This is a genomic window from Nonomuraea sp. KM90, assembly GCF_052246675.1.
Taxonomy (GTDB): domain Bacteria; phylum Actinomycetota; class Actinomycetes; order Streptosporangiales; family Streptosporangiaceae; genus Nonomuraea.
This window is the reverse complement of record NZ_JBQQCB010000041.1, coordinates 41793-62479: the sequence shown is the minus strand read 5'-3', so window position 1 is coordinate 62479 and position 20687 is coordinate 41793. Positions and strand designations below refer to the sequence as shown.

The window sequence follows — 20687 nt, the reverse complement described above, 5'->3', positions numbered from 1 at the left end:
GGGACTGCGCCACTTATATAGGAAACTTTCCTATAAGTTAGACGCGATCGTAGAGCCGCCGCCCGTCACCGTCAACGATCCGCGCGACCTCCGCCGGATCCGACAGCAGCCCCCACGCGAACGCGGGGTCGGAGAACAGCGACACCACCAGGTCGGCGAGGTCCTGCCTGGTGGTCGCCGCCGACGGCAGGCTCACGCTCGGGCGGCGGCTGCAGGAAGGCGTTCGTCCAGTCGGTGACCGGAGCCCCCGCCTCCCACATCCGCTCCGCCGTGGTACGGGCGAATTCGATGTCCCCTTTGCCGGTATGGCGTCAGTGGACCCGCCACGGTTTGCAGGTGGATCGGAGCACCCTTGGGAGCCGGGCAAACTGGAGGCGTGCCATCGACCCTGCCTGACGGCGATCCCGCGCCCACCTCGGGCGAGCTGCCCGCCGGCGCCCTGAGCGGCCTCGGCGAGCGCCCGTTCGGCTTCTACGTGCACGTGCCGTTCTGCGTGACGCGTTGCGGCTACTGCGACTTCAACACCTACACCGCCGCCGAGCTGGGCCCAGGCGCCTCGCACCGAGACTACGCCGACACGGTGGTGGCGGAGATACGCCTCGCGCGCCGCGTCCTGGGCGGCGCCGACCTGCCGGTGGAGACGGTGTTCTTCGGCGGTGGCACCCCCACCCTGCTGCCCCCGGAAGACCTGGCCAGGATCCTGGCCGCGATCGACTCGGAGTTCGGGCTGAAGCCGGGGGCCGAGGTCACCACGGAGGCCAATCCCGAGTCCGTCGACCCCTCCTACCTGGAGAAGCTGCGCCACGGCGGGTTCAACCGGATCAGCTTCGGCATGCAGAGCGCCCGCGAGCACGTGCTCCAGGTCCTCGAGCGGCGGCACACGCCCGGCCGGGCGGCGGCGGCCGTGCGGGAGGCGCGGGCGGCCGGGTTCGAGCACGTCAACCTCGACCTGATCTACAGCACGCCGGGGGAGTCCGACGACGACTGGCGGGCCTCGCTGACGGCGGCGATCGAGGCCGGTCCCGACCACGTGTCGGCGTACTCGCTGATCGTCGAGGAGGGCACCCGGCTGGCGGCCCGGATCCGGCGCGGCGAGCTGCCGATGCCCGACGACGACGTGGCCGCCGACCGCTACCTGATCGCCGACGAGCTGCTGGCCGCGGCCGGGTTCAGCTGGTACGAGGTGTCCAACTGGGCCGTCTCCGACGAGGCGCGCTGCCGCCACAACCTGCTCTACTGGACCGGCGGCGACTGGTGGGCGGCCGGCCCCGGCGCGCACAGCCACGTCGGCGGCACCCGCTGGTGGAACGTCAAACACCCGGCCGCCTACGCGCAGCGGCTGGCCGCCGGCGCCTCGCCCGCCCACGCGCGCGAGGTGCTCGGCCAGGACGACCGCGACGCCGAGCGGCTGATGCTGGAGCTGCGGCTGGTCTCCGGCTACCCGCTGGCCGAGGTGGCGCCCGCGGCGCGCACGGCCGTGGCGAGCGCACTGGCGCGCGGGCTGCTGGAGCCCGAGCCGTTCAGGTCGGGGCTGATGGTGCTGACCCTCCAGGGGCGGCTGCTGGCCGACGCCCTCATCAGGGATCTCCTGGTCTAGGTGATCATCCGGATGGAGAACGGGTAGCGGTACGGCTGGCCCTTGTTCGTGGCCATCGCGGCCTGGATGTGGAAGATCAGCGACAGGATCCAGACGATCGGCAGCAGCAGGATGCCGATGAAGACGACCGTCAGGATGCCGGCGATCAGGTAGCCGATGAACATCGTGATCTGGAAGTTCAGCGCCTCCGCGGCCTGGTCCCTGACGTAGGGGGACTCGTCCTTCTTCATCAGGTAGATGATCAGCGGGCCGATCCACGAGACCAGCAGGCCGAGGAGGTGCGAGAGCATCGCCATGGTGGTGTCGTCGGTGCCGGGGCGCGGGCCGAACCTGCCGGGGATGTACGGCTCACCGGGGCCCTGGGGGTAGCCGTGTGCGCCGGGGCGGCCGTACGCGCCCGGCTGGCCGTAGCCGGGGGGCGGCGGCTGCCCGTAGTTGGGCTGGGAGCCGGACTGCTGGCCGTAAGGCGCCTGCTGGCCATAGGGGATCTGCTGCCCGTAGGCGCCCGGCTGCCCGTAGCCGGGCTGGGAGCCTGGCTGCTGGCCGTACCCGGGAGGCGGCGGCTGGCCGTAGCTGGGCTGCTGGCCGTAGCCGGGCTGGGAGCCGGGTTGCTGGCCGTAACCCGGCTGCGATCCGGGTTGCTGGCCGTACGGGTTCGGCTGGCCGTAGCCGGGCTGCTGGGGGCCGGAGGGCGGGGGGAGGTCCGCGGGGGTGACTCTGCGCGTGGCGTCGTCGTCGGGCGGTGGCTGGGGCGGGTCGTGGGTCATGGTGCCTCCGTAACGAAGTCGATCAGTTCCTCGACCCGGCCGAGCAGCTCCGGCTCCAGGTCCGTGTACTTCGAGACGGCGCCGAGAATGCGCCGCCATGCCTCCGCGGGCTCCATGCGCCAGCCGAGGGCGGCGATCACGCCCTCCTTCCACGGCACCCCGCGCGGCACGTCGGGCCAGGCGGGGATGCGCAGCACGGAGGGTTTGACCGCCTGCCAGATGTCGATGTAGGGGTGCCCCACCACCAGCACGTCCGGTGAGGTGATCTCGGCGGCGATCCTGCTCTCCTTGGAGCCGGGCACCAGGTGGTCCACCAGCACGCCCAGCCGGCGCCCCGGCTCGGGGCCGAACTCCGCCACGATGGCGGGCAGGTCGTCCACGCCTTCGAGATATTCGACCACGACCCCTTCGACCCGAAGGTCATGGCCCCAGATCTTCTCCACGAGGGCGGCGTCGTGCACGCCCTCCACGTAGATCCGGCTCTGCCTGGCCACCCTGGCCCGCAGCCCCTCCACGGCGATGGAGCCCGACGCGCTGCGCCTGGGGCCCGCGGGGGCCGCCGTGGGGCGGACCAGGGTCACGGCCTTGCCGTCCAGCAGGAAGGCGGCGGGTGCGAGGGGGAACAGGCGGCGCTTGCCGAACCGGTCTTCGAGCGTGACGGCCTCCTTGTCGCAGGCCACCACGGCGCCGCAGAAGCCGCTGTCCGCGTCCTCCACGACGAGGTCCGGCTCGGCGGGCACTTTCGGGATCTTGCCCTTGCCCGGCCGACGCCAATTTCCCGACAGAACATCGCCCTCGTACACACGGGGACCGTAGCAAATCACCCGCTGACCGCAAGGCGCTTACGCGCACCGCTGCGGCGTACGAGGACGGTGATGGTGCCGGCGATCGCGACGAGCAGACCCACGCCGGGGACGAGCACCAGCGCGGCCAGCCCGCCGGTGATCCCGCCCACGGCGGACAGGGCGTCGCGGCCCACGCCGTAGCGTACGGTGGCCTGCTCCTGGTTGGTGCAGGTGAGCTGGTAGTCGCCCTTGGCCGGGGCGTTGATCACGAGGAACTGCTCCCAGACGGCCCCGTTCACCGTGACCTTCTGGGTGCCCGCGGTCTTGGCCAGCCTGGCCTGCCCGGGCCCGCCGGTGATGGCGCAGTCGTAGGTGACCTGAGTGTCACTGGCGATGTACACGGCGGGCTTGTCGGCCGGGTCCACCGGGACGGTGACGCTTTCGCCCGACGCGAACGTCCGGGTCGGAGCCAGGTCCGCCACGCTGCTCACCACCCCGCCGGTGAACATGAGCACCCCCGCCACCGCGCACACCACGAACACGCCCCAGGCCGCCGCGAGCCACCACAGGCGGGGCTTTATCGCTTTGGAGTCGATTCGTGGCGGAAATTGGGGCTGTTGGCCGTATTGTCCGTACTGAGGTGGCGGGCCGAACTGGGTGGGCTGACCGTACTGCGGCAGCTGACCGTACTGCGGTGGCTGGCCGAAAGGCGGCTGTCCGTAGGGCGGCTGGCCCTGCGGCGGCTGGCCCTGTGGTGGCTGACCGTGCGGTGGCTGGCCCTGTGGTGGCTGGCCGGGGCCGGGCTGAGAGCCGGGCTGGGGGCCGTAACCGGGCTGGGAGCCCGGTTGCGGGCCGTAGCCGGGCTGGGAGCCGGGCTGCGGGCCGTACTGAGGAGGTCGCGGCTGACCGTGGTAAGGACCCTGCCCGGGCGGGGGGCCGTACGACGGGGGCTGGGATTCGTCGGTCATATGGGCAAGTGTGAGGCCTGTCGCTTCCAGGAAGCTAGCAGCAGGATGGGACGCGGTGTTATCGCACCTTGTGGGCGAGAGCCGTACACTTGGCACTCGGGAACACAGAGTGCTAGACACCGCGTTCCTGATAAGGACAGAGGCAGGAGGTGAGCACGTGCTCGACGATCGGAAACTGGCGGTGCTCCGCGCCATTGTCGAAGACTACGTGTCCACCAACGAACCGGTGGGCTCCAAGGCACTCGCCGAGCGCCACAACCTGAAGGTCTCCCCGGCGACGGTCAGGAACGACATGGCCGCGCTGGAGGAGGAAGGCTACATCACCCAGCCCCACACCAGCGCGGGCCGCGTGCCGACGGACAAGGGCTACCGCCTGTTCGTCGACCGGCTGTCGCAGGTCAAGCCGCTGTCGGGGGCCGAGCGCAGGGCGATCGAGACGTTCCTCGCCGGCGCCGTCGACCTCGACGACGTGGTCACCCGCACGGTCCGGCTGCTCGCGCAGCTGACCAGGCAGGTGGCGGTGGTGCAATACCCGACGCTGACGCGTTCGACGGTCAGGCACGTCGAGCTGGTCCCGCTGAACGACCGGCGGGTCATGCTCGTGCTGATCACCAACACCGGCCGGGTCGAGCAGCGCGTGGTCGAGCTGCCCGAAGTGGTGGAGGACACCCGCATCGCGCACCTGCGGGCCGTGCTCAACGCCTGCCTCGACGGCTGCGGCCTGAGCACCGTCCCGGAGCTGGTCGCCGACCTGCCCGAGCGGCTGCCCGTCGAAGACCGGCCCGCCGTGGCCACGATCCTGTCCGTGCTGCTCGAGACGCTGGTGGAGCGGCACGACGAGAAGATCGTGTTCGCCGGCGCGGCCAACCTCGCCGGCGCCGACTTCACCGTCGGCCTGCGCGACGTGCTGGAGGCGCTGGAGGAGCAGGTGGTCCTGATGCGGCTGCTCGGCGAGACTTCATCAGACACGCCGTCCGCTCTCACCGTGCGCATCGGCTCAGAAAACCCCTACCTGCGCGGCACATCCGTCGTCGCGACCGGATACGGTTCTGGCGACAACCAACTTGCCCGGCTCGGCGTGCTGGGGCCGACCAGGATGGACTATCCCGTGACGATGGGCGCCGTACGCGCGGTGGCACGCTACGTCAGCCAGATCCTGGCTGCATCATAAGAGGTCGATAAGTGGCAAACAGCGACTACTACGCCACCCTCGGGGTGCGCCGTGACGCAAGTCAGGACGAGATCAAGAAGGCCTACCGCCGACTCGCCCGTGAGCTGCACCCCGACGTGAACCCCGATCCTGAGACCCAGGAGCGGTTCAAGGAGATCACGCAGGCTTACGAGGTGCTGTCCGACCCGAACAAGCGCCAGATGTACGACCTGGGTGGCGACCCCTTCGGCGGCGCGGCGGCGGGCGCGGGCGCCGGAGGCTTCGGAGCGGGCTTCCCCTTCAGCGACATCATGGACGCCTTCTTCGGCACGGCGGGCGGCGCCCGGGGGCCCCGCTCGCGCGCCCGCAGGGGCCGCAACGCCACCATCCGGGTGGAGCTCGACCTGCGCGAGACGGCGTTCGGCACCACCCGCGAGCTGGTCGTCGACACGGCCGTGCTGTGCGAGGTGTGCCACGGCGCGGGAGCCGCGGCGGGCACCCACCCCGACACCTGTGACATGTGCAACGGGCGCGGCGAGATCTCCCAGGTCACCCGGTCCTTCCTGGGCCAGGTCATGACCTCGCGGCCGTGCCCGCAGTGCGGTGGCTTCGGCACGATCATCCGCCACCCCTGCCAGGAGTGCTCCGGCGACGGCCGGGTGCGCACCCGCCGTACGATCAAGGTCCGCATCCCCGCGGGCGTGGAGGACGGCACCCACATCCAGCTCGCCGGCGAGGGCGAGGTCGGCCCCGGCGGCGGACCACCCGGAGACCTGTTCCTGGAGATCGTCGAGCGGGCCCACGAGATCTTCGAGCGGCGCGGCGACGACCTGCACTGCACCGTGCAGATCCCGATGACCGCCGCCGCCCTCGGCACCATCCTGGCGGTGGAGACGCTCGACGGCTCCGAGGAGGTCGACGTCCGCCCCGGCACGCAGTCCGGCCAGGTCATCACCATGTACGGGCGCGGTGTGCAGCGGCTCAACGAGTCCGGCAGGGGCGACCTGCTGATCCACGTCAACGTGGAGACGCCGACCCGGCTCGACACGGCCCAGGAAGAGCTCCTGCGCGAACTGTCCAGGCAGCGGGGTGAGGAGCGCCCGCCTGGCAAGTTCGCACCGGGACAGCAGGGTTTTTTCTCCCGCCTGCGTGACGCCTTCAACGGCCGGTGACGTGACCGCACCCGTGTTCCTGGCCCACCGGCTGGACGGGCCGGAGCTGACGCTCGACGGCCCCGAGGGGCGGCACGCGGCCTCCGTGCGCCGCCTGCGGGCCGGTGAGCGGGTCGATCTGACCGACGGGGCCGGCGGGGTGGCCGAATGCGTCGTCCGCGAGACGCTGAAGGACGCGCTCAGGCTCGACGTGCTGCGCCGCTACGACGTCGAGGCGCCCCGGCCCCGGATCGTGGTCGTCCAGGGGCTGCCCAAGGGCGACCGGGGCGAGCTGGCGGTCGAGATGATGACCGAGGCGGGTGTGGACGTGATCGTGCCCTGGGCGGCCGCGCGCAGCATCACGCAGTGGAAGGGCGACAAGGTCGCCAAGGCGCTGGGCCGGTGGCGCTCCACGGCCCGCGAGGCGGGCAAGCAGGCCCGCCGGTTCCACCTGCCCGAGGTGGCGGACCTGGCCTCGACCGCGCAGGTCGAGCGGCTGCTGTCGGAGGCGGCGCTGGGGCTGGTGCTGCACGAGGAGGCGGCCGAGCCGCTGTCCGGGGTGGAGCTGCCGGCCGGGGGCGACATCGTGGTGGTCGTGGGGCCCGAAGGGGGCGTCTCGGAGGAGGAGCTGGCCGGGTTCCGGGCGGCCAAGGCGATGCCGGTGCTGCTGGGGCCGACGGTCCTGCGCACGTCCACGGCGGGGGTGGCGGCGGCGGCCGTGCTGCTCAGCCGCACGGGGCGCTGGTGAGCTCCTAGGGCGTGGTCTGGTCGGTCTCCAGCAGGGGACTGGCCACGGTGGTGGGAGTCTCCGTCACGTCGTCGGGCGGGCATTCCTCAGGTGGACACGACGTCGTGGGCTGCACTGTCGTCTGCTCCACGGTGGGCGTCGGCGAGATCACGGGGCAGTCGGCCGGCGGCTCGACCTGCTCGGCCTGGGTGGACGGGCAGTCGGTGGGGGTGGCGCTGGGCGACGGCGACGGCCTGCTGGTCGAGTCGGCCTTCTTGGTGGGCCGCGGCGACGCCGGCTGCGTGGTGTCCGGGATCACGACCTTGGGCTGGTCGGGACTCGGCTCCTGCGCCGGGGGCTGCTGCGAGCGGGTGGTGGAGGAGTTGGACGGGACTTCGGTGACCTCGTTGCCCAGCGGGGCGACGGGCTTCTGGTCGATGATCTGGGAACGCAGCTCGGGAACGGCCATCACGATCGTTCCGGCCACCAGGATGGCACTGGCGGCGGCCGCGCCCGCTCGCCACCAGAACAGGTTGCGTACGCCACGCCGCTCGATGCGGGCACGGATGATCTCCAGTCCTTCCGGCGAGGGCACGACCGCGTCCGCCTCCGCGCGGAGCGCACGGCGCAGCAGATCGCCGTACTCGTCGGGGGGCTGGGTCATGACATTTTCTCCAGGACCGATCGCAAGGCGGCCATGCCACGTGCCGTGTGGCTCTTGACCGCGCCCTTGCTGATGCCCATGGCGTGGGCGATCTCAGCTTCGGACAGATCACCGTAGTAGCGTAGGACCAGTGCTTCTCTCTGTCGGGTCGGCAGGGCACGTAACGCCTCGATGACGGCGGAGCGTTCCAGCTCGCCGATCGCGCCGTTCTCGGCGCTCGGGGCGTCGGGCAGGCCCTTGGGAGCATACTTCTCGACGACCGCGCGGTGACGCAGCACGGACCTGGACCGGTTGACGACAGATTGACGCAGGTAGGCGAGTGCTTTGTCGGGGTCGCGCAGCCTACGCCAGGCGCCATGGATGGCGACGAACGCATCCTGCACGACTTCCTCAGCTGTTGCTATGTCGCGCACCAGCAACACAGCGAGACGCACCAACGACCGAAAGTGCGCGCTGTACAGCGCGGTAACGGCCATGTCGGCATCCCACCCGACCGGCACCGCCCCCATCGACCTGTCGGCCAGAAGGGTTTCGGTGGTCACATCAGTGGGACGCGCGGCCTTCCCAGAGGGTTTACGCTCTTCCGGTTCTTGAGGTTTCCCCGGTTCCTTAGGGTGCATTACCCAGTCGTGTCCTCGCCAGGTGGCGCTCGCCCGACCCTGAATCGTCTGTTTTTACGCTGAAGTGTCGCACACTCACCCTAACCGCGTCGATCTTCGTACGCACGACACAGCCGATTACCGATTCGCAACGGACTCGCTGACGGCAGCCCTCTCTGTAGGGTGATCGGGTGAGCGATTGCCTCTTCTGCAAAATCGTCGCCAAGCAGATTCCCGCTGAGATCGTTTATGAAACCGGCCGGACCCTCGCGTTCCGCGACATCAACCCGCAGGCGCCCACCCACGCGCTGGTCATCCCGAAGGAGCACCACGCCGACGCGGCCGCGCTGGCGGCGGCCGACGACGGTCTCGCCGACGAGGTGCTGAAGTCCGCCCACGAGGTGGCCGTGCTGGACGGCGTGGCCGAGGGCGGTTACCGGATCGTGTTCAACACCGGGCCCGGCGCCGGGCAGACCGTCTTCCACGTGCACGCCCACATCCTGGGCGGGCGGGATCTGAGCTGGCCGCCCGGATAACCGGACGCGGTGATATTGACGCGAGCAATCCGCCTGCTCCCGGATACGATGGGCGGAGAAGCACACCGAAAGAGACCGGGAGGCATCAGGCCGCTGGCCTGCCCATGTCCGAACTACACGAATCCCGACGCACGGCACCTCCCTCGCGCACTCAAGCGAAGGTGCTGATACCGGACGAATATCCGATGGTCAGCCTCCTGGGCTCCCGTGACGAGCTGCTGCGCGTCATCGAGGGCGCCTTCCGGGCCGACATCCATGTGCGGGGCAACGAGATCACCGTGACCGGCAGCCCCGACGAGAGCGGCACCGTGGTGCGGCTCTTCGAGGAGCTGGTCGAAGTCCTGCGCAGCGGCGGAGAGCTCACCCCCGACGCGGTCGAGCGCAGCATCGCCATGCTGCGCATGACCTCCGACCGCCCCGCCGAGGTCCTCTCCCTCGACATCCTGTCCTCCCGTGGCCGGACGATCCGCCCGAAGACGGTCAACCAGAAGCGCTACGTCGACGCGATCGACAAGCACACGATCGTGTTCGGCATCGGCCCGGCCGGCACCGGCAAGACCTATCTCGCGATGGCCAAGGCCGTGCGCGCGCTGCAGGAGAAGCGGGTCAACCGCATCATCCTGACCCGCCCGGCGGTCGAGGCCGGCGAGCGGCTCGGCTTCCTGCCCGGCACGCTCTACGAGAAGATCGACCCCTACCTGCGGCCGCTCTACGACGCGCTGCACGACATGGTCGACCCCGACTCGATCCCCAAGCTGATGGCGGCGGGCACGATCGAGGTCGCACCGCTGGCATACATGCGCGGCCGGGCGCAGCCGCTCGGCACCGGCGTGCTGACTCCTGACGGATGGCGCTCCATCGGAGAGCTCGAGGTCGGTGACCTCGTCATCGGGTCGAACGGCGAGCCGACCCCTGTGCTGGGCGTCTACCCGCAGGGGGAGAAGAAGATCTATCGGCTGTACAGCCAGGACGGTGCTTCGGTGCTCGCCTCCGAAGACCACCTCTGGACTGTCCGCACCCGTGACGACGCCAGACGCGAGCAGCCGTGGCGGGTGTTGGAGACCAAGGAGCTGATCGGCGACCTGCGGTCCTCTCACTACCACAAGTGGGAGCTGCCGCTGCTGAGCGCGCCGGTCTGCTTTCCCGAGCGCGAGGTTCCCATGGATCCGTACGCGCTCGGCCTGCTCCTGGGAGACGGGTGTGTCACCGGGACGACCACCCCGAGTTTCGCGACGGAAGACCCGGAGCTGGTCATGGCGCTCGAGCATGCCCTTCCCGGCGTGCGGGCGCGGTGGAAGGGCGGGCCGGACTACGTGCTCAACCGGGTGAGGCAGCCCGGGGAAAGCATGACGATCGCCAATCCGATCACCGACGTCATGCGGCGCCTGCGCCTGTCGGGCTGCAAGTCGAACACGAAGTTCGTGCCCGAGGTCTATCTGCGCAACACGGCTGAGACGAGGATGGCGGTCCTGCAGGGACTGCTCGACGCTGACGGGGGGCCTGTCACCCAGCAGGGGCGCACGTGCCGGATCCAGTTCAGCACCGTCTCGCCGCGGCTTCGCGAGGACGTGGTCTTCCTCGTCCAGTCCCTCGGAGGCGTGGCCTACTGGCGCACGCGTCCGGCGAGAGGACGCACGCCCGGGTCGGCGCGGGGCAGGCAGATCCGCCACCGGCACGACGCGTACATCCTGGACATCCGGCTTCCGGAAGGCATCGAGCCTTTCCGGCTGTCGCGGAAGGCCGAGGCCTACAACGCGTCCGGAGGCGGTCGCCCGATGCGCTTCGTGGACCGCATCGAACCACGTGGTACCGCGGAGTGCGTGTGCATCCAGGTGGCGGCGGAGGACTCGCTGTACGTCACCGAGGACTTCCTCCTGACCCACAACACCCTCAACGACGCCTTCATCATCCTCGACGAGGCGCAAAACTCCTCGGCCGAGCAGATGAAGATGTTCCTGACCAGGCTAGGCTTCAACTCCAAGATCGTGGTGACCGGTGACGTGACGCAGGTCGACCTGCCCTCGGGCACGGTCAGCGGCCTGCGGGTGGTGCAGGACATCCTCGACGGCATCCCCGACATCCACTTCGCCCGCCTGTCCAGCGCCGACGTGGTCCGGCACAAGCTGGTCAGCGACATCGTCGACGCCTACGGCCGCTACGACGCCTCGCGGGAGGCCCAGGAGCCGAAGGCCATCCAGCAGCGGGGGAAGCGGCGACCGTGAGCATCGAGATCAACAACGAGTCCGGCGTCGGGGTCGACGAGGAGAGCATCACCGCCCTGGCCGCTCACGTGCTCCGCGAGATGGGCATCAACCCGCTCGCCGAGCTGTCCATCGTGGTGGTCGACGAGGACGCCATGGCCGAGCTGCACGAGAAGTGGATGGGCGAGCCCGGTCCGACGGACGTGCTGGCGTTCCCGATGGACGAGCTGCGTCCCGGCGGCGGCGCGCGGGGGGAGTCCGACGGCCCCGCCGACCCGGCGCTGCTGGGTGACGTCGTGCTCTGCCCGCAGGTGGCCGCCAGGCAGGCCGAGGAGGCCGGCCACAGCACCGCCGACGAGCTCGAGCTGCTGTGCACCCACGGCATCCTCCACCTGCTCGGCTACGACCACGCCGAGCCGGAGGAGCACAAGGAGATGTTCGGACTGCAGTCCCGGCTCCTCGAGTCGTGGCAGGAGGTGCGCAACCCGCGGTGAACGCCTGGTTGCTGTCCGTCGTCGCCCTGGTGATCATCGGTGGCCTGATCGCCAGCGCGGAGACGGCGCTGACGCGCATCTCCAGGGTGCGTGCCGAGGAATACACGCGTGAGGCCAGGCGGGGGGCGGCGCGGCTGCAGGCGATCGTGACCGACCCGCCGCGCTATCTCAACCTGCTCCTGCTGCTGCGGCTGAGTTGCGAGCTGGTCGCCACGGTGATCGCGACCCTGCTGTTCATCGACCTCCTGCACGACCAGGGCTGGGCCTACGTCTGGGCCGCGGTCGTGATGATCCTGATCAGCTACGTGGTGGTCGGGGTCATGCCGCGCACGCTGGGCCGCCAGCACGCCGAGCCGGTCGCGCTGGCCAGCGCCCCCATCGTGTACGGCCTGACCCGCATCTTCGGCCCCCTGCCCAAGCTCCTCATCCTGCTCGGCAACGCGCTGACGCCGGGCAAGGGTTTCCGCGACGGCCCGTTCACCTCGGAGGCCGAGCTGCGCGACCTGGTGGACCTGGCCGAGGAGCGCCGGGTGATCGAGCCCGACGAGCGCGAGATGATCCACTCGGTCTTCGAGCTGGGCGACACGCTGGTGCGCGAGGTCATGGTGCCGCGCACCGACATGGTCTACATCGAGCGCACGAAGACGATCAGTCAGGCCCTGTCGCTGGCGCTGCGCAGCGGGTTCTCCCGCATCCCGGTCGTGGGCGAGAACGAGGACGACGTCGTCGGCATCGCCTACCTCAAGGACATCGCCCGCAAGATCCACGAGTCCGGCGAGGGCGGGGGCAAGGAGCCGGTCGACACGATCATGCGTTCGGCCGCCTACGTGCCGGAGAGCAAGCCCATCGACCAGCTCATGCGGGAGATGCAGGCCAGGCAGATCCACATCGCCATCGTGATCGACGAATACGGCGGCACGGCCGGCCTGGTGACGATCGAGGACGTCCTGGAGGAGATCGTCGGGGAGATCACCGACGAGTACGACCAGGAGGCGCCCCGCGTGGAGCCCGTGCCGGGCGCCGGGCTGCGGGTGACGGCCCGCATGCCGGTGGACGAGCTCGGCGAGCTGTTCGACACGGAGATCGAGGTCGAGGACGTGGAGACGGTGGGCGGGCTGCTGGCCCACGCGCTCGGGCGGGTGCCGATAGCCGGGTCGCACGCGGAGGTGGCCGGGCTATCGCTGACGGCGGAGAGCCTGGCCGGCCGCCGCAACCGCATCAGCACGGTCGTGGTGCGGCGGGTCACGCCGCCGGAGGACGAGGTCGTCCCGGCCGCCGCCGAACGCGACTAGTCCCCCGCAAGTCCCGGATGTGGATAAAGGCGGACGGAAGCCGCAAGCGTTCTACAAGTCTTCTGCAAGCCGGGTCCGGCACTCTCTAACCACGACATCCAGTGCGGTGGGTGTCACGAGAGAAGCATCCGAACGCCGGGTGGGGTTCGCGGCCGGAGGATGTTTCTGGGGGGACGACAGCGTCTCGGCTGCTAGCCGGCTGTGACGCTGCTCGGCGTAAAGGGTGTTCTCGTCCGGAAACCGGGCGGGAGCACCCTTTTTGCGTATTGGTGGACACTCCGGTGGATTGCCGCATTCGTCTGTGGGGCAGGCTGCGATCACAGGGGGGATCATGAAACGCAAACCGGGGATCATAGCCTGCGCGTTGCTGGCCGGCGTCCTGGCGGGATGCGGCGGCGGGGGAGCGGAGAGCTTCCTCGACGCGCAGGCCATGGCACAGTTGCGCGAGGTGCTCAGCAAGGATCCGCGCCTGCCGGACGGCTTCACGGCCAGGCCGGAGCAGGCGTGGCGGATGCCGTTCGGGCAGGCGGACCGGAACTGCCGGGCGCTGCTGGAGCCGGCCGGAGGGCGGGCGCCGGGGCAGGCGCTGACCGCGCAGGCGGCCGTCAGCTACCACGGCGACGGGCTGGGGGAGCAGGCCGGGGTGGGACTGGCCCGGTACGCGAACGAGCAGGCCGCGGGGCACCTCGACGACCTGGCCAGGGCGATGGGGTCGTGCCGCGTCGTACGCACCTCCAGCGGCACCTACCTGCGGCTGCAGGAGCTCCAGGTGCGGAACGCGGGGGACGAGTCCGTGGGCGCGCGGCTGCGCGGGCGGCTGCACGGTTACCCGTACGCGATGGACGTCGTGCTGTCGCGCGTGGGGGACACGCTGGTGTCCGTCGTGCACACGGGCATGAACGACGTGGACGCCGCTCGTACCGACGAGGTGGTCGAGGCGGCCATTTCCATGGTCAGCGCCTAACCTAGAGCTCGTGACTCTCGATCCTGAAGACAGCAAGATCATCACGCTGGCCCGGGCCGCCCGGGCGCGCAACGGCTCGGCGGAAGGCGCGGCCGTGCGGGATGAGACCGGCCGCACCTACTCGGCGACGAACGTGGCGCTGAGCGCGCTCACCCTGTCGGCGGTGCAGGTGGCGGTGGCCATGGCGATCTCCAGCGGCGCGCGGTCCCTGGAGGCCGTGGCGCTGGTGAGCGAGGGGGCGCCGAGCTCCGCCGACGAGGCGGTGGCCGCCGAGCTGGGCGTCAAGTCGCTGCTCGTGGCCGGTCCCGACGGAACGCTGCGGGGCTGACGTGCCGATGTCGCCGTTCCTGGCGAGACTGCGGGAGATCGTCGGGTCCGAGCTGCTCATGCTGCCGTCGGTGTCCGGGTTCGTGTTCGACGAGGCCGGCCGGCTGCTGCTGGCCCGGCACGGTGACGTCGGGCTCTGGGCGGCGCCCGGCGGCGGCGTGGACCCGGACGAGCGGCCCGAGGCGGCGGTGGTCAGGGAGCTGCGCGAGGAGCTCGGCATCGAGGTCGAGGTACGGGGCCTGATCGGGGTCTACGGCGGCCCCGAGTTCCGCACCGTCTACCCCAACGGTCACCAGGTCGGCTACGTGATCGCGGCCTACGCCTGCGCGCTGGCCCCCGGCTCGGCCGGGCCCGAGCCCGACGGCGTGGAGATCAACGACTTCCGGTGGTTGTCGGAGCAGGAGCTGTCCGGCTACGACACGACCCCGTGGACGCCCGGCGTGGCGCCCCAGGCGTTCGCCTGGTGGCGTGAACACGCCCGCTGATGGGACAGAATGCAGTACGTGACTTCGCCAGACAACCATCGCGCCGGATTCGCCTGCTTCGTGGGGAGGCCGAACGTCGGCAAGTCCACGCTGATGAACGCCCTGGTCGGCACGAAAGTGGCGATCACCTCGTCCAAGCCGCAGACGACCAGGCGTGTCATCAGGGGCATCGTGCACCGTCCCGACGCCCAGCTCATCATCGTCGACACGCCGGGCCTGCACCGTCCGCGCACGCTGCTCGGCGAGCGGCTCGACAGCCTGGTGCTGTCCACGCTGACCGAGGTGGACGCGATCGGCTTCTGCGTGCCGGCCAACGAGCCCATCGGCAAGGGTGACCGGTTCATCGCCGACAAGCTGTCGGCGGTGAAGAAGACGCCCGTGATCGCGGTGGTGACCAAGACCGACCTGGCGAGCCGGGATCAGATCGCCGAGCAGCTGGTGGCGGTGTCGCAGGTGGCGGAGTTCGCCGCGATCGTGCCGGTGTCGGCGCAGTCGGGCGAGCAGCTCGACGTGCTGGCGGACGTGCTGATCGAGCACCTGCCGGAGTCGCCGCCTCTCTACGAGGGCGGCCGGCTCACCGACGAGCCCGAGCAGGTGCTGGTGGGTGAGCTGATCAGGGAGGCGGCGCTGGAGGGCGTACGCGACGAGCTGCCCCACTCGATCGCCGTGGTCGTCGACGAGATGGTGCCCCGCGAGGGGCGCGACGACCTGCTGGACATCTACGCCCACCTGTTCGTGGAGCGGCCCTCGCAGAAGGCCATCGTCATCGGGCACAAGGGCGAGCGGCTGCGCGACGTGGGCACCAAGGCCCGCAAGCAGATCGAGGCGCTGATGGGCACGCGGGTCTATCTTGACCTGCGCATCAGCGTGGCCAAGGACTGGCAGCGCGATCCCAAGCAGCTGCGCCGGCTGGGCTTCTACGACTGATCCGCGTCACGGGCGGCGGAAGAGCGCCAGGAGCGACAGCAGGACCACCGCCACCGCGCAGCCCAGCGCGCCGAACCAGCCGAACCTGATCACCGGCTCGATCGACAGCAGCTCGCCGAGGTCGATGGAGATCCGGTCCTGCAGGCCGCTGCCGTCGGTCACGAACAGCACCAGCACCAGCAGGGCCACGCCGCCGGGCACGACGGCCAGCGCGGCGAGCCTCGGGTGGGCGAGCGTGCCCACCAGGCCGCAGCCCAGCGCCACCAGCCCGGCCAGCAGGGTGTAGACGCCGAAGGTGTCGTCGATGCCGCGCACGTCGCTGGCCACCCCGCCGCCGATGAGGCTGCTCGTGGCCTGCAGGCCGGCCCAGGGCAGGACCGCGCAGAACACCAGGAGCGCTCCGGCGGCCATCACGGCCAGCGGGTAACCGCGGCGGACTCTCGGGCGGGCGGGCGTGGGCTTGAGGTCGTCGGCCACACGATCACTGTAAGCCCGGCTCGCGCCGCTCACCACCGTACGCAACGGAGTCGTCACCAGGGCGCGGCCGGGTCCGGCGGCTCGTCCGCCACAGCCGTGCGCTCGCCCCACTCCAGCCTGGAGCGCAACCGCACCGCGTCGTCCGCCAGGGCGGACACCAGCGTGCCGGGGCCGGCCAGCGGGAGCACCGCGACGCCCTCGGCCACGGCCGCCTCCTTCGCGGCGGCCGTCAGGAACGTGGTTCCGACGCAGCGGGCGGAGCCGTACACGGCGGGGGAGGGGTCGAGGTCCGGGTCGCCGACCGTGAACTCCTGCCTGAGCAGCGGCAGGCCGTCGCGGGTGGCGTCGAAGCGGGCGTGACAGCGGCCCGGCGCCTCGCCGTGGCGGCCGAAGACGATCTCCTCGCGCCAGAGCACGCTCGCGTCCGCTTCCAGCGCGAGGCGTACCAGGAGGCGGTGCCGGCTGCCGGCGGCGAGCACCGTCGGCTCCGGGGCGAAGCGCAGCGTGGCGCCCGCGCCCACGCGGGCGGTGACCAGCAGCTCGGACTCGCCCTCGCCGGGCAGGACCAGCGTGGCCGCGACCGAGCTCAGCTCCAGGGTGGTGCGGGGCGCGACGTACAGGTCCAGGGCCAGCCGGTCGCCGCCGAGCGGGCCCGCCGCGGTGGAGACCAGGTGCACGGTGGACGGGCCCGTCTGGCGCAGCGTCAGCGGCGGCGCCGAGGCCAGGCGGCTGACCACGGTGCGGCCGTCGTCCCCCCGCGCGGTCGCCACGGCGGCGCTCGCGCTCATGGCGCGGGGCATTACGAGACGGGGGCCGCGTGGCTGTGGGACCAGGCGTGCACCTGTTCGGAGACCCACGTGGCGACCGTGGCGGCGGTGGGGTCCTGCCGGATCGAGGTGAACAGCACCGGCCGCTCACCGCGTACGGCTGCCGCGTCGCGCGCCATCACGCCCAGGTCGGCGCCCACCATGGGGGCCAGGTCGGTCTTGTTGACGACCAGCAGGTCGGCCGTCGTCACGCCGGGCCCGCCCTTGCGCGGCACCTTGTCGCCGCCGGACACGTCCAGGACGAAGATCTGCCGGTCGGCCAGCCCCCGGCTGAACGTGGCCGTGAGGTTGTCGCCGCCGCTCTCCACGATCACCAGGTCCAGCGGGCCGAAGCGGTATTCCAGGGTCTCCACGGCGTCGAGGTTCGCGGCGATGTCGTCGCGGATGGCGGTGTGGGGGCAGCAGCCGGTCTCGACGGCCAGGATGCGCTCCTGGTCGAGCACGCCCGCCCGGCGCAGGAAGTCGGCGTCCTCGGTGGTGTAGATGTCGTTCGTCACCACGCCCAGGGACAGCGTCGGGCCCAGGGCCCGGCACAGGGCGGCCACCAGGGCCGTCTTGCCGCTGCCCACCGGGCCGCCCACGCCCAGGCGCAGCGCCCGGCCGCGGCCGTCGGGGGTGTGGTGGTGGTCGTCGTGATTGGCTCCCATGCAGGGTTCCTTCCTCAGGAGACGAAGAGCCGGACCTCGGCCTGGGCGTGTTGCTCGGCGAGAAGGTCCAGCGCGGGGGCTGAGTACGCGGGCAGGGTCTCCCAGCGGGGACCCGGAGTGGTCAGGGCCAGGCAGGACTGCGCGGCGACGGCGGTGAGATCGGAGCTGAGACCGGCCAGCAGGGCGTGCACGGCCACCGGGTCGAGGCCCAGGAGCCGGACCGCCGCCGTGGCCGGCCCGCTGACCGCGTGGTACGCCGCCGCGAGCGCGGCCTCCTCCGGCGTGGCCCCGGCGGCGTGTGCGGCGGCGCCGAGGGCGATCGGATGATGGGGGCTCGGCGTGGCCCGGGCCAGCTCGTGCAGCACCGGCGAGGGCCACACCCGGCGGGCGACCCGGAGCAGCAGCCTGCCCTGCGTGCGGGAGGCGTCCCGCTGCGCGGGGGCGGCGGTCCTGGCGTCCACCTCGGCGTCCAGCGCCGTCCAGCCGGCGGGCGTGGCGTTCTGAGCGGCCTCGGCGCAGGCCGCCGCCGTCAGGGCCGCGGTGACCGCGCCCGCGGTGTGCAGTCGGCCGCGCAGGAACGACGCCAGGGACGGCACGTCGTGCACCGCCCCCGAGACTGTGGCGCGTTCCGTGCCGCCCGAGTGGGCGTGCCCGCCGGCCGGGAGGCGGGAGTCGGTGAGGAGCAGCAGGGCGGGATGCATCAGAACAGGAAGTACCGCTGGGCCATGGGCAGGGTGGTGGCGGGGGCCGGTTCGATGAGGGTGCCGTCGACCCGGACCTCGAACGTGTCGGGCGACACCTCGATCCGCGGCAGCGCGTCGTTGAGCGGCATCGACGACTTCCCCTTCCGCCGTACGTCCTCGACCGGCGCCAGGCGACGCCGGACCGCCAGCCGGTCCGCGATCCCCGCCTCGAGGGCGAGGGGCGAGACGAAGTGCAGCGAGGTGGCCGCCGCCGTGACCGGCGAGGCGCCGAACATGGGCCGGGGCAGCACCGGCTGCGGCGTCGGGATCGAGGCGTTGGCGTCGCCCATCTGGGCCCAGGCCACCACGCCGCCCTTGAGCACCAGGTCGGGCTTGACCCCGAAGAAGGCCGGGTCCCACAGGACGAGGTCGGCGAGCTTGCCGCGCTCGACGGAGCCCACCTCGGCGTCCAGGCCGTGGGCGATGGCCGGGCAGATCGTGTATTTGGCGATGTAGCGGCGGGCGCGGAGGTTGTCGGCCGGGCCCGCCGCCACATCGCCGAGCGAGCCGCGGCGGGTCTTCATCACGTGCGCGGTCTGCCACGTACGGATGATCGTCTCGCCGATCCGGCCCATGGCCTGCGAGTCGGAGCCGATCATCGAGATCGCCCCCATGTCGTGCAGCACGTCCTCGGCGGCCATCGTCGTCGGCCGGATGCGCGACTCGGCGAAGGCCAGGTCCTCGGGGATCGACGGGTTGAGGTGGTGGCAGACCATCAGCATGTCGAGGTGCTCGTCGAGCGTGTTGACGGTGTGCGGCCTGGTGGGATTGGTGGAGGAGGGGAGCACGTTGGGGTAGGCCGCCACGCGGATGATGTCGGGGGCGTGCCCGCCGCCCGCCCCTTCGGTGTGGTACGCGTGGATCATCCGGTCGCCGATGGCCTTGAGCGTCGACTCGACGAAGCCGGCCTCGTTCAGCGTGTCGGTGTGGATGGTGACCTGCACGCCGGAGGCGTCGGCCACGCTCAGGCAGGCGTCGATGGCGGCCGGCGTGGTGCCCCAGTCCTCGTGCAGCTTGAAGCCGGAGGCCCCGGCCCTGAGCTGTTCGAGCAGGCCGTCGGTGCTCACGGTGTTGCCCTTGCCGAGCAGCGCGAAGTTCAGCGGGTAGGAGTCGAGCGACTCCAGCATCCGGGCCAGATACCAGGTCCCGGTGACGGTGGTGGCCTTGGTGCCCTCGACCGGCCCGGTGCCGCCCCCGACGATCGTGGTGACACCGGACCCGATCGCCTCGTCGAGGAGCTGCGGGCAGATCAGGTGCACGTGCGAGTCGACGGCCCCGGCGGTGAGGATCTTGCCGTTGCCCGCGAGCACCTCCGTGGACGGCCCGATGACCAGGTCCACGCCGTCCATCGTGTCGGGGTTGCCCGCCTTGCCGATGGCGAAGATGCGGCCGTCGCGGATGCCGACGTCGGCCTTCACCACGCCCCAGTGGTCGAGGATCACCGCGCCGGTGATGACCAGGTCGGCCGCGCCCTCGGCCCGGGTGGTCCTGGCCTGGCCCATGGACTCGCGGATGACCTTGCCGCCGCCGAAGACGGCCTCGTCGCCGGGCCCGGCCGGGCCCATGGACAGGTCCTCGGTGACCTCCACGAACAGGTCGGTGTCGGCCAGGCGGATCCGGTCGCCGGTCGTGGGCCCGTAGAGCGCCGCGTAGCGGGCGCGCGAGATGCGAGCTCCGTCAGTCATCGAGCGGCCCCGCCCACTCGGGCCGCAGGCCCGGCACCACCCGGTGGCCGGCCAGCGGCACCAGCGTCACGTCGCGCTCGACGCCCGGCTCGAACCTGACGGCCGTGCCGGCGGGCACGTCGAGCCGCATCCCCCAGGCCGCCTTCCGGTCGAACTCCAGCCCCGGGTTGGCCGCGGCGAAGTGGTAGTGCGAGCCCACCTGCACCGGCCGGTCGGCGGTGTTGACCACGCGCACCGTCACCCGCTCGCGCCCGGGGTTGAGCGCGATCGACCCCTCGGGGTGCACGTATTCGCCGGGGATCACGGGATCGGCCTGTGCACGGTGACCAGCTTCGTGCCGTCGGGGAAGGTGGCCTCGATCTGCACGCTGTCCAGCATCTCCGGTACGCCCTCCATGACGTCGGCCCGGCCGAGCACCGAGCGCCCGGCCTCCATCAGGTCGGCCACCGTGCGACCGTCCCTGGCGCCCTCCATGAGGAACGACGCGATGATGGCGGTAGCCTCGGGGTGGTTGAGCCGAAGGCCCCGGGACTGGCGCTCTCGTGCCACCCCGGCGGCGACGTGGATGAGCAGCCGCTCCTGCTCGTGTGAGGTAAGCCGCATGGCCGGACCATAGGAACCGGCCGTTTCCTCGCTGTTGCCGGGGGATGTCGTGTTGGTTTCGCCACTTGGTG

Annotated in this window: 25 protein-coding genes and 1 pseudogene; 13 read left to right on the top strand and 13 right to left on the bottom strand. The window is 71.2% G+C overall.

The window, feature by feature from the left end; genetic code table 11:
• Window positions 1–37: 37 nt before the first annotated feature.
• Window positions 38–196, bottom strand: coding sequence for a hypothetical protein (locus ACTWPW_RS32365; RefSeq protein WP_443170830.1), 159 nt, complete (start codon window positions 194–196; stop codon window positions 38–40).
• 180 nt (window positions 197–376) lie between these two features.
• Here ACTWPW_RS32365 and hemW point away from each other — a divergent pair, with 180 nt between their 5' ends.
• Window positions 377–1597, top strand: a complete 1221-nt coding sequence (gene hemW / locus ACTWPW_RS32360) for a radical SAM family heme chaperone HemW (RefSeq protein ID WP_443170829.1) — start codon at window positions 377–379, stop codon at window positions 1595–1597.
• On the opposite strand, the gene ACTWPW_RS32355 is transcribed toward hemW, so the two are convergent.
• Genes ACTWPW_RS32355 through ACTWPW_RS32345 form a run of 3 tightly spaced genes read right to left on the bottom strand, consistent with a single transcriptional unit; the run spans window position 1594 to window position 4117 of the window.
• Complete coding sequence (locus ACTWPW_RS32355; protein WP_443170828.1) at window positions 1594–2364, bottom strand: DUF4870 domain-containing protein; 771 nt, start codon at window positions 2362–2364, stop codon at window positions 1594–1596. The genes hemW and ACTWPW_RS32355 overlap by 4 nt on opposite strands.
• Entirely contained in the window at window positions 2361–3167 is an 807-nt protein-coding gene (locus ACTWPW_RS32350; protein WP_375111948.1) for a DUF3097 domain-containing protein, read from the bottom strand. The genes ACTWPW_RS32355 and ACTWPW_RS32350 overlap by 4 nt, the downstream gene beginning before the upstream one ends.
• Before the next feature lie 17 nt (window positions 3168–3184).
• A complete protein-coding gene (locus tag ACTWPW_RS32345) occupies window positions 3185–4117 on the bottom strand; it encodes a hypothetical protein (protein WP_443170827.1) in 933 nt (310 codons plus the stop codon).
• 157 nt (window positions 4118–4274) lie between these two features.
• Between ACTWPW_RS32345 and hrcA the strand changes: the two genes are divergently transcribed.
• The 3 genes from hrcA to ACTWPW_RS32330 are packed head-to-tail and all read left to right on the top strand — an operon-like array spanning window position 4275 to window position 7166.
• A complete protein-coding gene (hrcA, locus tag ACTWPW_RS32340) occupies window positions 4275–5288 on the top strand; it encodes a heat-inducible transcriptional repressor HrcA (protein ID WP_375111946.1) in 1014 nt (337 codons plus the stop codon).
• A gap of 11 nt (window positions 5289–5299) precedes the next feature.
• A complete protein-coding gene (dnaJ, locus tag ACTWPW_RS32335) occupies window positions 5300–6439 on the top strand; it encodes a molecular chaperone DnaJ (RefSeq protein ID WP_364123443.1) in 1140 nt (379 codons plus the stop codon).
• A gap of 1 nt (window position 6440) precedes the next feature.
• Window positions 6441–7166 (top strand): 16S rRNA (uracil(1498)-N(3))-methyltransferase, encoded by a 726-nt coding sequence (locus ACTWPW_RS32330; RefSeq protein WP_443170826.1) that lies wholly within the window; start codon window positions 6441–6443, stop codon window positions 7164–7166.
• Window positions 7167–7170: 4 nt separating this feature from the next.
• Here the strand turns inward: ACTWPW_RS32330 and ACTWPW_RS32325 are convergent, their stop codons facing one another.
• Window positions 7171–7809, bottom strand: a complete 639-nt coding sequence (locus tag ACTWPW_RS32325; protein WP_443170825.1) for a hypothetical protein — start codon at window positions 7807–7809, stop codon at window positions 7171–7173.
• On the bottom strand, window positions 7806–8318 hold the full coding sequence (locus tag ACTWPW_RS32320; RefSeq protein WP_080047132.1) for a SigE family RNA polymerase sigma factor: 513 nt from the start codon (window positions 8316–8318) through the stop codon (window positions 7806–7808). The genes ACTWPW_RS32325 and ACTWPW_RS32320 overlap by 4 nt, the downstream gene beginning before the upstream one ends.
• Window positions 8319–8599: 281 nt before the next feature.
• Between ACTWPW_RS32320 and ACTWPW_RS32315 the strand changes: the two genes are divergently transcribed.
• From ACTWPW_RS32315 to era, 9 genes and pseudogenes are all read left to right on the top strand, one after another.
• Window positions 8600–8944, top strand: a complete 345-nt coding sequence (locus ACTWPW_RS32315; protein WP_375111942.1) for a histidine triad nucleotide-binding protein — start codon at window positions 8600–8602, stop codon at window positions 8942–8944.
• Window positions 8945–9129: 185 nt separating this feature from the next.
• Window positions 9130–9753: pseudogene (locus ACTWPW_RS32310) on the top strand (PhoH family protein); the annotation flags it as partial.
• Window positions 9742–11166, top strand: a complete 1425-nt coding sequence (locus tag ACTWPW_RS32305; protein WP_443170842.1) for a PhoH family protein — start codon at window positions 9742–9744, stop codon at window positions 11164–11166. The pseudogene ACTWPW_RS32310 and the gene ACTWPW_RS32305, both read left to right, overlap by 12 nt.
• A complete protein-coding gene (ybeY, locus tag ACTWPW_RS32300) occupies window positions 11163–11639 on the top strand; it encodes an rRNA maturation RNase YbeY (RefSeq protein WP_375111941.1) in 477 nt (158 codons plus the stop codon). The genes ACTWPW_RS32305 and ybeY overlap by 4 nt, the downstream gene beginning before the upstream one ends.
• Entirely contained in the window at window positions 11636–12931 is a 1296-nt protein-coding gene (locus tag ACTWPW_RS32295) for a hemolysin family protein (protein ID WP_443170824.1), read from the top strand. The genes ybeY and ACTWPW_RS32295 overlap by 4 nt, the downstream gene beginning before the upstream one ends.
• A 331-nt stretch (window positions 12932–13262) precedes the next feature.
• Complete coding sequence (locus ACTWPW_RS32290) at window positions 13263–13895, top strand: hypothetical protein (RefSeq protein ID WP_375111939.1); 633 nt, start codon at window positions 13263–13265, stop codon at window positions 13893–13895.
• Window positions 13896–13905: 10 nt separating this feature from the next.
• Window positions 13906–14223, top strand: a complete 318-nt coding sequence (locus tag ACTWPW_RS32285) for a cytidine deaminase (protein WP_443170823.1) — start codon at window positions 13906–13908, stop codon at window positions 14221–14223.
• Between the two features lie 7 nt (window positions 14224–14230).
• Window positions 14231–14707, top strand: a complete 477-nt coding sequence (locus ACTWPW_RS32280; RefSeq protein WP_375111990.1) for an NUDIX domain-containing protein — start codon at window positions 14231–14233, stop codon at window positions 14705–14707.
• Between the two features lie 18 nt (window positions 14708–14725).
• Window positions 14726–15634: a GTPase Era gene (era, locus tag ACTWPW_RS32275; protein ID WP_375111937.1), complete on the top strand. Its 909-nt coding sequence runs from the start codon at window positions 14726–14728 to the stop codon at window positions 15632–15634.
• 6 nt (window positions 15635–15640) lie between these two features.
• Here era and ACTWPW_RS32270 read toward each other — a convergent pair whose 3' ends face one another.
• From ACTWPW_RS32270 to ACTWPW_RS32240, 7 genes are read right to left on the bottom strand one after another with little or no spacing between them, the layout of a single operon-like run.
• A complete protein-coding gene (locus ACTWPW_RS32270) occupies window positions 15641–16111 on the bottom strand; it encodes a hypothetical protein (RefSeq protein ID WP_364123461.1) in 471 nt (156 codons plus the stop codon).
• Window positions 16112–16164: 53 nt separating this feature from the next.
• Window positions 16165–16899, bottom strand: coding sequence for an urease accessory protein UreD (locus ACTWPW_RS32265; protein WP_375111936.1), 735 nt, complete (start codon window positions 16897–16899; stop codon window positions 16165–16167).
• Between the two features lie 11 nt (window positions 16900–16910).
• Window positions 16911–17585, bottom strand: coding sequence for an urease accessory protein UreG (ureG, locus tag ACTWPW_RS32260; protein ID WP_375111935.1), 675 nt, complete (start codon window positions 17583–17585; stop codon window positions 16911–16913).
• Window positions 17586–17599: 14 nt separating this feature from the next.
• Window positions 17600–18286 carry an urease accessory protein UreF gene (locus tag ACTWPW_RS32255; protein WP_443170822.1) on the bottom strand — a complete coding sequence of 229 codons (687 nt, stop codon included), beginning with the start codon at window positions 18284–18286 and terminating at the stop codon, window positions 17600–17602.
• Window positions 18286–20013: an urease subunit alpha gene (locus tag ACTWPW_RS32250; RefSeq protein WP_443170821.1), complete on the bottom strand. Its 1728-nt coding sequence runs from the start codon at window positions 20011–20013 to the stop codon at window positions 18286–18288. Before ACTWPW_RS32250 ends, ACTWPW_RS32255 begins: the two co-directional genes overlap by 1 nt.
• The gene (locus ACTWPW_RS32245; protein WP_375111933.1) at window positions 20006–20317 is read right to left on the bottom strand and encodes an urease subunit beta; all 312 of its coding nucleotides are present in this window, start codon (window positions 20315–20317) and stop codon (window positions 20006–20008) included. Before ACTWPW_RS32245 ends, ACTWPW_RS32250 begins: the two co-directional genes overlap by 8 nt.
• Entirely contained in the window at window positions 20314–20616 is a 303-nt protein-coding gene (locus ACTWPW_RS32240) for an urease subunit gamma (RefSeq protein ID WP_364123473.1), read from the bottom strand. The genes ACTWPW_RS32245 and ACTWPW_RS32240 overlap by 4 nt, the downstream gene beginning before the upstream one ends.
• Between the last annotated feature and the right edge of the window lie 71 nt (window positions 20617–20687).

Coding starts and splice junctions, on each gene's coding strand:
- ACTWPW_RS32240 (WP_364123473.1), bottom strand. CDS start 20,616: ATGCGGCTTACCTCACACGAGCAGGAGCGGCTGCTCATCCACGTCGCC.
- ACTWPW_RS32250 (WP_443170821.1), bottom strand. CDS start 20,013: ATGACTGACGGAGCTCGCATCTCGCGCGCCCGCTACGCGGCGCTCTAC.
- ACTWPW_RS32345 (WP_443170827.1), bottom strand. CDS start 4,117: ATGACCGACGAATCCCAGCCCCCGTCGTACGGCCCCCCGCCCGGGCAG.
- ACTWPW_RS32325 (WP_443170825.1), bottom strand. CDS start 7,809: ATGACCCAGCCCCCCGACGAGTACGGCGATCTGCTGCGCCGTGCGCTC.
- ureG (WP_375111935.1), bottom strand. CDS start 17,585: ATGGGAGCCAATCACGACGACCACCACCACACCCCCGACGGCCGCGGC.
- ACTWPW_RS32305 (WP_443170842.1), top strand. CDS start 9,742: ATGCGCGGCCGGGCGCAGCCGCTCGGCACCGGCGTGCTGACTCCTGAC.
- ACTWPW_RS32320 (WP_080047132.1), bottom strand. CDS start 8,318: ATGGGGGCGGTGCCGGTCGGGTGGGATGCCGACATGGCCGTTACCGCG.
- ACTWPW_RS32290 (WP_375111939.1), top strand. CDS start 13,263: ATGAAACGCAAACCGGGGATCATAGCCTGCGCGTTGCTGGCCGGCGTC.
- ACTWPW_RS32280 (WP_375111990.1), top strand. CDS start 14,231: ATGTCGCCGTTCCTGGCGAGACTGCGGGAGATCGTCGGGTCCGAGCTG.
- ACTWPW_RS32355 (WP_443170828.1), bottom strand. CDS start 2,364: ATGACCCACGACCCGCCCCAGCCACCGCCCGACGACGACGCCACGCGC.
- ACTWPW_RS32255 (WP_443170822.1), bottom strand. CDS start 18,286: ATGCATCCCGCCCTGCTGCTCCTCACCGACTCCCGCCTCCCGGCCGGC.
- ACTWPW_RS32265 (WP_375111936.1), bottom strand. CDS start 16,899: ATGAGCGCGAGCGCCGCCGTGGCGACCGCGCGGGGGGACGACGGCCGC.